At 58.4% G+C, this 10,881-nt stretch carries 12 protein-coding genes; 10 read left to right on the top strand and 2 right to left on the bottom strand.

Going from position 1 to position 10,881, the window contains the following annotated elements; genetic code table 11:
- Position 1 precedes the first annotated feature (1 nt).
- Entirely contained in the window at positions 2-1,438 is a 1,437-nt protein-coding gene (locus tag KQI65_10335; GenBank protein MCB2205136.1) for a cytochrome ubiquinol oxidase subunit I, read from the top strand.
- A 4-nt stretch (positions 1,439-1,442) separates the two neighbouring features.
- On the top strand, positions 1,443-2,459 hold the full coding sequence (gene cydB, locus KQI65_10340) for a cytochrome d ubiquinol oxidase subunit II (GenBank protein ID MCB2205137.1): 1,017 nt from the start codon (positions 1,443-1,445) through the stop codon (positions 2,457-2,459).
- A gap of 267 nt (positions 2,460-2,726) precedes the next feature.
- Here the strand turns inward: cydB and KQI65_10345 are convergent, their stop codons facing one another.
- A complete protein-coding gene (locus KQI65_10345; protein ID MCB2205138.1) occupies positions 2,727-3,782 on the bottom strand; it encodes a class I fructose-bisphosphate aldolase in 1,056 nt (351 codons plus the stop codon).
- 190 nt (positions 3,783-3,972) lie between these two features.
- On the opposite strand from KQI65_10345, the gene KQI65_10350 reads away from it, so the two are divergent.
- Positions 3,973-4,896, top strand: a complete 924-nt coding sequence (locus tag KQI65_10350; GenBank protein ID MCB2205139.1) for a TIGR01777 family oxidoreductase — start codon at positions 3,973-3,975, stop codon at positions 4,894-4,896.
- Position 4,897: 1 nt separating this feature from the next.
- On the opposite strand, the gene KQI65_10355 is transcribed toward KQI65_10350, so the two are convergent.
- On the bottom strand, positions 4,898-5,449 hold the full coding sequence (locus tag KQI65_10355) for an HDIG domain-containing protein (protein MCB2205140.1): 552 nt from the start codon (positions 5,447-5,449) through the stop codon (positions 4,898-4,900).
- A gap of 322 nt (positions 5,450-5,771) precedes the next feature.
- Between KQI65_10355 and KQI65_10360 the strand changes: the two genes are divergently transcribed.
- The 7 genes from KQI65_10360 to KQI65_10390 are packed head-to-tail and all read left to right on the top strand — an operon-like array spanning position 5,772 to position 10,784.
- Positions 5,772-7,073 (top strand): aminotransferase class I/II-fold pyridoxal phosphate-dependent enzyme, encoded by a 1,302-nt coding sequence (locus KQI65_10360; GenBank protein ID MCB2205141.1) that lies wholly within the window; start codon positions 5,772-5,774, stop codon positions 7,071-7,073.
- 14 nt (positions 7,074-7,087) lie between these two features.
- Complete coding sequence (gene pgeF, locus KQI65_10365; protein MCB2205142.1) at positions 7,088-7,843, top strand: peptidoglycan editing factor PgeF; 756 nt, start codon at positions 7,088-7,090, stop codon at positions 7,841-7,843.
- Positions 7,843-8,619: a lipoate--protein ligase family protein gene (locus KQI65_10370; protein ID MCB2205143.1), complete on the top strand. Its 777-nt coding sequence runs from the start codon at positions 7,843-7,845 to the stop codon at positions 8,617-8,619. The genes pgeF and KQI65_10370 overlap by 1 nt, the downstream gene beginning before the upstream one ends.
- The gene (gene panB, locus KQI65_10375; GenBank protein ID MCB2205144.1) at positions 8,616-9,437 is read left to right on the top strand and encodes a 3-methyl-2-oxobutanoate hydroxymethyltransferase; all 822 of its coding nucleotides are present in this window, start codon (positions 8,616-8,618) and stop codon (positions 9,435-9,437) included. Before KQI65_10370 ends, panB begins: the two co-directional genes overlap by 4 nt.
- Positions 9,438-9,722, top strand: a complete 285-nt coding sequence (locus tag KQI65_10380) for a cupin domain-containing protein (GenBank protein ID MCB2205145.1) — start codon at positions 9,438-9,440, stop codon at positions 9,720-9,722. It begins immediately after the preceding gene.
- Between the two features lie 2 nt (positions 9,723-9,724).
- Positions 9,725-10,093, top strand: coding sequence for a DUF971 domain-containing protein (locus KQI65_10385; protein ID MCB2205146.1), 369 nt, complete (start codon positions 9,725-9,727; stop codon positions 10,091-10,093).
- 7 nt (positions 10,094-10,100) lie between these two features.
- Positions 10,101-10,784: a gamma-glutamyl-gamma-aminobutyrate hydrolase family protein gene (locus tag KQI65_10390; GenBank protein MCB2205147.1), complete on the top strand. Its 684-nt coding sequence runs from the start codon at positions 10,101-10,103 to the stop codon at positions 10,782-10,784.
- The last annotated feature ends 97 nt before the right edge of the window (positions 10,785-10,881 follow it).

Below are 10,881 nucleotides of genomic sequence, written 5' to 3' on the forward strand. Positions count from 1 at the left end.
CATGGATCTTGACGTCCTTTTTCTCTCCCGCTTCCAGTTCGCCCTCACGATCATGTTTCATTACCTGTTCCCGCCGCTGTCGATCGGACTCGGCGTGGTCATGGTCATTACCGAGGGAATGTTTCTCAAGACGAAGAACCGCCAGTACGAAGTCATGGCGCGGTTCTGGACAAAGATTTTTGCCGTGGTATTCGCGATGGGCGTTGCCACGGGTATCGTGATGGAGTTTGAATTCGGCACCAACTGGGCGACGTATTCGCGCTATGTCGGTGACGTGTTCGGCTCTCCCCTCGCCGCGGAAGGTGTGTTCGCCTTCTTCCTCGAATCCGGTTTCCTCGCCGTTCTCGTCTTCGGCTGGGATCGTGTCGGACCGAAGATGCACTTTTTCTCCACACTCATGGTGGCCTTCGGCTCCATGTTTTCCGCGGTATGGATTGTCGTGGCGAATTCCTGGCAGCAGACGCCGGCGGGATTCCACATCGTGGGTGAAGGCATGATGGCCCGGGCCGAAATCACGGACTTCTGGACGATGGTGTTCAACCCCTCCTCCGTCGACCGGCTGACGCATACGCTCATTGGCGCATTCATCCTTGGCGGTTTTTTCGTCATGAGCATCACGGCATGGTATATCCTGCACAAGCGGCATATGGTCGTGGCGAAACAGGGATTCACTATCGGACTCGCGGTTGCCACAATCGCATCCCTCGCCGCGCTGGTCAGCGGACACCATCAGGCCCAGACCGTGTCGGTGACGCAACCTGCGAAGCTCGCCACGTTTGAAGGACATTTTAAAACAGGTCCGGCCGATCTCTGGTTGTTCGGCATCCCGGATCCGGATCAGCAGAAAGTGCATATGGGTATCGCCATTCCGGGAGGACTCAGTTTCCTCGTGCACGGCGATTTCGATGCGGATGTGACCGGACTGGATGCCATTCCCGAAGACGAACATCCCCCACTGCAAATCCCGTTTCAGACCTATCATCTGATGGTGGCCCTGGGGATGTATTTCATCTTCATCACCCTGCTGGCCTCATTTTTCCGATGGCGGGGCACGCTGTTCGACAAGCGATGGCTGCTCTGGGTATTCGTCTTCAGTATCATCGGCCCCTACATCGCCAACCAGGCAGGATGGATCGCCGCCGAAGTCGGCCGTCAGCCCTGGATTGTCTACGGTTTGCTCAGGACCAGCGACGCGCTGAGTAAAGCCGTTTCCGCCGAGGAAGTTCTGACCAGCATCATTCTCTTCACGATTATTTATCTCTTCCTCTTCGCCATCTGGCTGTACATCATGAATGACAAGATCAAGCACGGACCCGATGACGTCTCCGAGTTGGAGTCCGGCATGGAGGGTGGACTACTGGAAACCGTGGGAGAGAGGGCCGGCACCGGAGGTGCATCGCTGACCAATCCCCGCGACAAAGACGGAAAGGAGGGCTAGGAGAATGGATCTCAACACCTTCTGGTTCATACTCATGGGCGCGCTGCTGACGGGCTACGCCATTCTCGACGGTTTCGATCTCGGCGTGGGGATTCTGCACCTCTTCGTGAAAAAGGATGAAGAACGCCGCCTGCTCATGAATTCCATCGGTCCCCTCTGGGACGGCAATGAAGTCTGGCTCGTGACCTTCGGTGGCGCATTGTTCGCGGCCTTCCCCCACGCATACGCCACCGCGTTCTCCGGCTTTTACCTTCCATTCATGCTGCTACTTTTCGCCCTGATATTCCGCGCCGTGTCGATGGAGTTTCGCTCCAAGCAGGAAATGCGCTGGTGGCGGCAGATGTGGGACGTCAGCTTCACGGGCGCCAGTACGCTGGCGACCTTCCTGTTCGGTGTGGCCGTTGGGAACATGATGAAAGGACTGCCCATTGGTCCCGACATGGAATACACCGGTGGACTCTTCAATCTGCTGGGCCCCTTCCCCCTGCTCACCGGCGTGCTTGCGGTGGCGACCTTCGCCATGCACGGCTCGATATACCTGTACCTGAAAACCGAGGGTAATCTGCAGAAGCGCATTCAGCGCTGGATGTGGACGACCTTCGGCGTATTCCTCGTACTGTATATGCTCACCACCATGGCGACGCTGGTCATGCTGCCGAGTGCCGTGAAAAACTTCCAGGAAATCCCCTGGGCATGGGTCGTCGTCGTGCTCAACGTGCTGGCCATCGCCAACATCCCGCGAGCCATTTATCTCGGTAAGCCCGGCTACGCCTTCATCTCATCGGCCGCTACTATTGCTGCGCTAACCTTCCTGTTCGGCTTTGATCTCTTCCCGAACATGATCGTTTCCAGCATCGACCCGGCCTACAACCTGACCATCTACAACGCCGCGTCTTCCCAGAAGACCCTCGGCATCATGCGCTGGATCGCCATCCTCGGCATGCCTTTCGTCCTCAGCTACACCGTCGCGATCTACTGGATCTTCCGCGGCAAAACGAAGCTGGGGAAGTTTTCATACTAGTAGTTCGGCGCTGACGCGCCGGTCGTTTGTCGCTTGCGCGACAGGTGTTTGTCGCTTGCGCGACAGGTGTTTGTCGCTTGCGCGACAGGCGTTTGTCGCTTGCGCGACAGGCGTTTGTCGCTTGCGCGACAGAAGAATATGCAGAAAGTGCATAAAACAGCGTCCCCCCGCTCCTGAAAGGAACGGGGGGACGAAAACGACAGTCACGAAGTGGCTGGCAACGCCGTCCCGCTTAGCGGGACAACTACGCGCCGTATCGCGGCGCTATTACGCTATGCTCACGTCCTCGCAGAGGTACACGTCCTGGATCGCGTTGAGGAGGGCGGCGCCTTCGGTCATGGGACGCTGGAAGGCTTTGCGGCCGGAAATGAGTCCCTGTCCGCCTGCGCGTTTGTTGATGACGGCTGTGGCGACGGCTTCCGCCATGTCGGTCGCGCCAGAGCTGGCACCACCGCTGTTGATCAGTCCCGCGCGGCCCATGTAGCAGTTGGCGACCTGGTAGCGGGTCAGATCGATGGGATGGTCAGAGCTGAGCTGCTCGTACACGAGCTTGTGCGTTTTGCCGAAGTTGATCGCCGTGAAACCGCCATTATTCGTGGGTAGTTTCTGCTTGATGATGTCGGCCTGGATGGTGACGCCAAGGTGATTGGCCTGTCCCGTCAGGTCCGCCGCGGTGTGATAATCCGTACCGTCTTTCTTGAAGCCCGGGTTGCGGAGGTAGCACCAGAGAATCGTGGCCATACCGAGTTCATGTGCGTACTCGAAGGCTTCGGCGATTTCCTGGATCTGGCGGTCAGACTCATCCGAACCGAAATAGATTGTGGCGCCGATGGCTGCCGCACCCATGTCGAATGCCTGATCGACGCTTCCGAACTGAATCTGATCGAAGGTATTCGGATACGTCAGCAGTTCGTTGTGATTGATCTTGACGATGAAGGGGATGCGGTGCGCGTAGCGGCGGGCGACGGAGCCGAGGACGCCAAGCGTACTGGCGACGGCATTGCAGCCGCCTTCGATGGCCAGCTTCACGATGTTTTCAGGATCGAAGTAAATCGGGTTGGGAGCAAACGAAGCGCCGGCGCTGTGTTCGATTCCCTGGTCCACGGGGAGAATGGACATATAGCCCGTATTCCCGAGGCGTCCATGTCCGTAAATACGCTGCAGGTTCACCAGCACGCGGGGATTGCGGTCGCTGTCTTTCCAGACGCGGTCGACGAAATCGGGTCCCGGAAGGTGCAGGGCATCTTTCGCGATGGTGTTGCAGGTGTGGTTGAGCAGATTATCGGCATCGCTGCCGAGCAATTCCTGAATTTTCTCAATCATGGCGGATCAATCACTGCTGTTGAGACATTGGATGTTCTTCAATGTACAATATGCGCATAATCAGGACAAACATCCTCGTGATGTACCGCATCCTTCTCCGTTGCTGTAAAATATCTGCGCGAGTGGGAATGATTTGCAGTCCGGCGCATGTTACACAGTGAAGATTCTCACTACTCATCTGTCCGTAGCCATGTCGAAACATATTCTCCTGACCGGAGGCACCGGTCTGATTGGTTCCCGCGTCACCAGGGAACTGACCCGCCGCGGAGACACCGTCACCATTCTCACCCGAAATCCCAAACGCGCAGGGGACAAGCTTCCCGATGGCGTGAACATTCTTCGCTGGCTCAGCGACGACGACGACGACTGGCAGTCTGCCGTCGCCGAAGTGGACGCCATCATTCATCTTGCAGGTGAATCCATCGCGGAGGAGCGCTGGTCAGATGCGTACAAGCAGCGCATTTACGACAGCCGCATCGCTACGGCCGCTGCGCTGATCGACGCCATGAAAAAAGCGGAGAAGCATCCTTCAGCCATGATTTCCGCTTCGGCTGTCGGGTTTTATGGCGACACGGGTGAGGACCAGGTTGATGAGAGCGACGCCCCGGGCAAGGATTTTCTCGCGGAGTTATGCATTGACTGGGAAGCCGCAGTGCGGAAGGCAGAGGAGCTGGATGTGCGCGTGGTGACCACACGTTTCGGTCTGGTACTCGCGCATGACGGCGGTGTGCTCGACAAACTGCTCACTCCCTTCAAGATGTTTGCCGGTGGTCCCGTCGGCGACGGCGAGCAGTGGTTCCCCTGGGTGCATATCGACGACGTCGTCGGCATCATCCTCCACGCGCTCGATCATGAGGAAATCAGCGGCGTCCTCAATGCCGTTGCCCCCGGCATTCTCCGCAACCGAGAATTTGCCGATGCGCTGGGCATGGCGCTTGACCGTCCCTCCCGTTTCAGCGTCCCTGCCTTCGTCATCAAGCTGGCCATGGGCGAGCTCGGTGAGACGTTGCTTGGCGGACAGCGCGTCAATCCGCGCCGGACGCTGGAGAGCGGCTACGAATTCCAGTACGACAACATCAAGGATGCGCTGGCAGACCTGGTCGAAAAAGACTGACTCACACCCCGAGGGAATCCCCGGCATCCGCAAGTGCGGAAATGACGAAGGCTACATGCTCTTCAAAAGGCACGCCGAGTTCTTCGGCCCCCTGCAGCATATCCTCGCGGCTCACCGCACGGGCAAACCCCTTATCCTTCATCTTCTTCTTGACTGATTTGTACTGCACGCTGCTCATGCTGCGATCGGGACGCACATACGCAACAGCCATGAGGAAACCGCAGAGTTCGTCCACCGCAAACAGCGACTTCTCCATCGTGCTCTCACGCGCGACACCGGTATACGGCGCATGCGACATGATGGCGCGCCGGATATTCTCCGGCCAGCCCGCCTCTTCGAGAATGCGATTTCCCACGAAAGGATGTTCTTCCTCTGTGGGGTGCTTTTCGTAATCGAAATCGTGCAGCAGTCCGACCATCCCCCACTCTTCCTCATCCTCCCCGAATTTCCGTGCATACGCTCGCATCGCAGCTTCCACCGCGTACGCGTGCTTGCGCAGGCTCTCCGATTCCGTGTGTTCATGCAGCAGTGCGAGGGCGTTTTCTCGTGTCATTGATCCTCCGTTGTCGTATCATCGGCTTGAAATAAATGCAACCACCCGCCTCCGTACCTCCGCTGGCGCGTCGGCACTTCGGCGCGGCAGGCCAGAAGACACAGAATAAGACACAGAGTGCACAGAATAAATACCTGGAATCCTGCCTGCCCGCCGTAGCCCTCGGGCGAAGGCGGGTGGTTGCCTTTCAACACCCTCGATGCATACCCATGTTGTTTTTCCACGCCCCGGGCGGTATTTTGATTTTCCGGAGGCGAAAGGGGCTTATTCTGGCTGTAAATGGATAACTCATAGAGAAACAAGCACCTGAATTGGAGTTTTCATGTCTGAGGACAACAAAAACGATCGCTATAGCAAAGAAACCCAGCTGATCTACGGGAAGGCCCATTCGATGAAGTGGGATTACGATCATCATGTGGTTCCCCCGCTCACCTCTTCAGCGACATACCGTCTCGATTCTGCCCAGCGCGGCGCCCAGGGATTCGTGGAATTCGCAAATACGACGGATGAAACCCGCAACAAGCAGCCCATTCTCATCTATGATCGCCTCGGCGAGCCGAACAAGGACATTCTCGAGGAAAACCTGGCCTTTGCCGAGGGCGGCGAATGCGCCATCACCTATGGTTGCGGCATGGCGGCCATTTCCGCCATTCTCGGCGTGCTGGCGAAAAGCGGCGACGATATCATCGCGCATCGCACCATGTACGGATGCACGTACTCGCTGCTGACGAACTGGTATCCCCGTTACAACATCAGCGTGCAGCTGCTGAATCTGCATGATACCGACATGCTGGCATCGGCGATCAAGGATGAAACGCGCGTCATCTACTTTGAATCCCCCGTCAATCCGACACTCACGCTCATCGACATCGGCTCGATCGCCGACCTGGTGAAAAAAATCAACTCCACCCGTCCCGAAGAAGAGTACATACGCATTGTGGTTGACAACACATTTGCCACCCCGTATTGCCAGCGTCCGATCGAACTCGGCGCCGACTTCGTTGTGCATTCGCTGACCAAGGGCATCGGCGGCTTTGGTACGGATATGGGCGGCGTGGTCGTGGGACCCGAGAAATACCGCGACATGCTGCTGCTGTATCGCAAGGATTTCGGCGGTGTGCTTTCCCCGAAAGCCGCGTGGCCGACGCTGGTGTACGGACTCCCCACGCTGTCATTGCGTGTCCAGCGGCAGATCGAAAGTGCGAAAACCATCGCGGAGTATCTCGAGAAACATCCGAAAGTCAAGGCCGTCGCCTATCCCGGACTCCCGAGCTTCCCGCAGTACGAGCTGGCGCAGAAGCAGATGCGCAGCTACGACGGCAGCTTCGCGCCGGGTACGCTGATGTATTTCACGCTCAAGAGCGATTCGCCGCAGGACAGTCGTGATCGCGGCGAAAAGCTGATCAACTATGCGGCGGACAAGGCGTACGCCATCACCCTGGCCGTGAGTCTCGGACACACCCGTACGCTGATCGAGCATCCGGGGTCGATGACGCATTCCTCGATTCCCGCTGAAGAGCAGGTGCAGCGCGGCATGGATCCGGGCGGCATCCGTCTTTCCATCGGCATCGAACGGCCCGAAGACATCATCCAGGATCTCGAAGAAGGCCTGGCTCAGATCTGAGAGAAAGGACGCCCATGAACACAGCACTTCCCCTGATTCGCAGCAGCCTCCTTGCCCAGTTTCCCAACATCCGCGCTGCCCAGAGCACGCGGCAGGGTGAGGAGCCTGCCGCTCCCTTCGGCTTCAACCTCGGGTATGGACTCGGGGATGAGGATGATCGCGTGACCACGAATATCGCGCGTTTCGCCGCCAAGGTCGATCTCGACCCGGGGGATCTCGCTTTCATGAAACAGGTGCACGGCGACACCATTCGCGAAATCAGCGAAGCCGGCATCTATGAGGATACCGATGCCCTGATCACGCGGCAGCCCGGCATCGGACTCACCGTCCGCACCGCCGACTGCGTGCCCGTACTCATTTACGCTCCCGGCGAGAATCTGATTGCCGCAGTGCATGCGGGCTGGCGCGGGACGGCAGAGCATATTACGCTGAAGACGGCGGGACGCATGGTCGAGGAATTCGGTGCTGATCCCGCGGCCATGTTCGCCTTCGTCGGCGCTGCGGCCTCGTCGTGCTGTTACGAGGTCGGTGAGGAAGTCGCCGCCCTCTTCCCCGAAGGCTGGGTGCTGCGCCGCGAGGAAGGGAATCCCCATCTCGATCTCAAGGGACTCAATGCCCATCAGCTCGAGGAAAGCGGCCTGCGGGCAGAAAATATCGAGATCTGTGACCTGTGCAGCATTCACGAAGGAACCCTGCTGCACTCCTGGCGCCGCGATGCCGAACATTCCGGCCGCATGCTTACCACGATTGTACTCCAGGAAGAGATTTGATGTCCACGAAGTTTGTGTTTCTCGACACCGGCGAGCATGACGGCGCATGGAACATGCAGTTTGATCTGCAGCGTGCCGAAGCCCTCGACGCCGGTGATGCTGCACCCATGCTGCGCGTCTACAACTGGCGTCCCTGGTGCATCTCCCTCGGGCGTCACCAGAAGGAAGAAGAAATTGACCGCAATCGCACCGATGCCGACACCATCGGCATCGTCCGTCGTCCCACCGGGGGACGCGCCATCCTGCATGCCGAAGAGCTGACCTACAGCATTGTGATGCCCTCGGAAGATCGCGGGGTGATGGAAGTGTACCGGCTCATCAGCGAAGCACTGACGGCCGGACTCAAACTTCTCGTTCCTGAGATCGACATCGCCAAATCCCAGCCGAATTTCCAGAAGCTGTACCGTGAGCCGGGCAGCATTCCGTGTTTTTCGAGCAGCGCCCGCTATGAAATCGAATTCGGCGGGAAAAAGCTTGTCGGCAGCGCGCAGCGGCGCATCGGCAGTGCCGTGCTGCAGCACGGTTCCATCCTCATCGGGGATGCGCATCTGCGTCTTGCAGACTATCTCGCTGTGAGTGATGACGTGCGTGAACAGCTCCGGCAGGACATGCTCGCGCATACGATCACACTGCAGGATATCATGCAGCGTCCCGTCTCCCGTGACGAAGTGCGCGACGCCATCAAGGCCGGTTTCGAGCAGGCCTGGGGCCTTCACTTTTCAACTTTGCCTGATAATGAGTACATTCACAGCGAGGACGAACAGCGGCAGGCATGAGTACCGAAACGCCACAATCCAGCAAACGCGTCACCACGCGAACCATCCAGGAAATGAAAGAAGCGGGCACGCCCATCGCATGCCTGACTGCGTACGATTTCCTTACAGCACGCCTGCTCGATGACGCCGGAATCGACCTGATTCTGGTCGGCGACTCGGTCAGCAACGTCTTCCAGGGCAATCCCACCACCCTGCCCGTCACTCTCGATGAAATGATTTACCACACCAAGGCGGTGAGCCGCATCGTGCAGCGCGCGATGGTGGTCACCGATCTGCCCTTCATGTCGTACCAGGTCACGACCGAGGAGGCCTTCCGCAGTGCGGGACGCGTCATGAAGGAGACACTGGCCCATGCGGTCAAAGTCGAAGGAGGCAGGCGTGTGGCGAAAGTCGTGGAGAAAATTTCCGGCGAAGGCATTCCCACCATGGGACATATCGGCCTGATGCCGCAGTCCATTCTCAAGTTTGGTGGTTATCGTCCCCGCGGCACCTCGGAAGAGGAAGCCGACGAGCTGGTGGATGACGCAATCGCCCTGCAGGAAGCAGGCGCATTCGCCATCGTCCTCGAAAAAATTCCGGCGACACTCGGCGCCCGTATCACCGAGAACCTTTCCATTCCCACCATCGGCATTGGCGCCGGACCGCATTGCAGCGGACAGATACTGGTCAGCCACGACATGCTGGGGTTATTTGAGGATTTCCGTCCACGCTTTGTACGCCGCTATGCCGCACTGGCTGATGAAATGGACAAAGCATTCCGGCAGTATATACAGGATGTGAAACGCGGTACTTTTCCCAATGAATCGGAGAGCTACTAAATGGACAGCGAGCAGGTAGCTGCCATCAAGCAGCAACTGAAAGATGAGGGGTACAATATATACGTGTACAGCTATCCCGGAGGGATGTGCTTTCCGCCCCACACGCATGACTGTGACACCATTCACGTCGTCCTCAGTGGTGCCATGAAGGTAACCATGGACGAAACGGATCACATTCTCAAGCCCGGAGAGCGCTTCGTCGTTCCCGCCTCGAAAATGCACACCGCAGAAGTACTGGGCGAAATGCCCGTTGTCATACTCGACGCAACGCCTCCGAAAGGATAAACGTGACACAAGTCCCGGCCAAACTCTCCCCACGAGACATCAAGCTGACGCAGGAGCGTGAGCTTCGCATCACCTGGTCTGACGGCCACATCACACGTTTCCCCCTTCAGGTATTCCGTGATGAATGTCCCTGCGCAAGCTGCAGCGGGGAATCCGATATTTTCGGGGAAGTGAAAATGCCCGTACAGCTCCCCATCGCGCGTCCGGGCAAATACGATCTCAAATCCCTCACTCCCATCGGTAATTACGCCGTCGCCGCCGTCTGGGGAGACGGACATGACAGCGGCATCTATTCCTGGGAATACCTCCTGCAGATGGAAGACAAGCAGTCCGCCACCGCCAACAACACGGACAATCCGACCGACAACTGATCCCCCCATGGCTCGCATCGCCCTGACCACAACGCATCCCGAACAGCACGGGAATTACGAGCGCTGGCTCCGCCGCCTCGCGCCGGAATCTGAAATCCTGTTCATCACGCGTACCGACGAAGTGATCGATACGCTGCCGACCTGTGACGGACTCCTGCTCCCCGGCGGAGGTGATCCCGATCCCCTGCTGTATGGCCGGCAGGCTCTGCGTCCCCTCTGCGACATCGACGATGCGCGGGATGCCATCGAGATCGCCGCCATCCGCACCGCGGTACATGCAAGGATGCCGATACTGGGAATCTGCCGCGGACTGCAGATCATGAATGTCGCGCTGGGCGGCACGCTCATCGCCGACCTCTCCAGCAGCGGCTTCGAAGGACATCACCGCATCACCGACGAAGACCGATTGCACGACGTGCAGCTCGAATCCGACTCCATGCTCGCTCGCATCACCGGTGAGATTCAGGGCGAGGTCAACAGCGCGCATCATCAGGGTGTGGATATCGTCGCCCCCCGCCTTCGCGTTACCGCCCGCAGCGCCGACAATCTTCCCGAAGCGCTCGAATGGAACGACCCCCACGACAAACCCTTCCTCCTCTGCCTCCACTGGCACCCGGAACGATTGGCACCGGCTCACGTGCTGGGTGATAGCATTGGACGTGCTTTTTTACAGGCAATCGCTGAACAGTAGTTTTCGCTGCGCTCAGGCGTTTTCGCTGCGCTCACGCGGGAGTTCGCTGCGCTCACGCGGGAGTTCGCTGCGCTCACGCGGGAGTTCGCTGCGCTCA

It is taken from the genome of bacterium, assembly GCA_020444325.1.
Taxonomy (GTDB): Bacteria; Bacteroidota; Ignavibacteria; order SZUA-365; family SZUA-365; genus BM516.

Coding starts and splice junctions, on each gene's coding strand:
- KQI65_10355 (MCB2205140.1), bottom strand. CDS start 5,449: ATGACACGAGAAAACGCCCTCGCACTGCTGCATGAACACACGGAATCG.
- KQI65_10350 (MCB2205139.1), top strand. CDS start 3,973: ATGTCGAAACATATTCTCCTGACCGGAGGCACCGGTCTGATTGGTTCC.
- KQI65_10390 (MCB2205147.1), top strand. CDS start 10,101: ATGGCTCGCATCGCCCTGACCACAACGCATCCCGAACAGCACGGGAAT.
- panB (MCB2205144.1), top strand. CDS start 8,616: ATGAGTACCGAAACGCCACAATCCAGCAAACGCGTCACCACGCGAACC.
- KQI65_10360 (MCB2205141.1), top strand. CDS start 5,772: ATGTCTGAGGACAACAAAAACGATCGCTATAGCAAAGAAACCCAGCTG.
- KQI65_10380 (MCB2205145.1), top strand. CDS start 9,438: ATGGACAGCGAGCAGGTAGCTGCCATCAAGCAGCAACTGAAAGATGAG.
- pgeF (MCB2205142.1), top strand. CDS start 7,088: ATGAACACAGCACTTCCCCTGATTCGCAGCAGCCTCCTTGCCCAGTTT.
- cydB (MCB2205137.1), top strand. CDS start 1,443: ATGGATCTCAACACCTTCTGGTTCATACTCATGGGCGCGCTGCTGACG.
- KQI65_10335 (MCB2205136.1), top strand. CDS start 2: ATGGATCTTGACGTCCTTTTTCTCTCCCGCTTCCAGTTCGCCCTCACG.
- KQI65_10345 (MCB2205138.1), bottom strand. CDS start 3,782: ATGATTGAGAAAATTCAGGAATTGCTCGGCAGCGATGCCGATAATCTG.
- KQI65_10370 (MCB2205143.1), top strand. CDS start 7,843: ATGTCCACGAAGTTTGTGTTTCTCGACACCGGCGAGCATGACGGCGCA.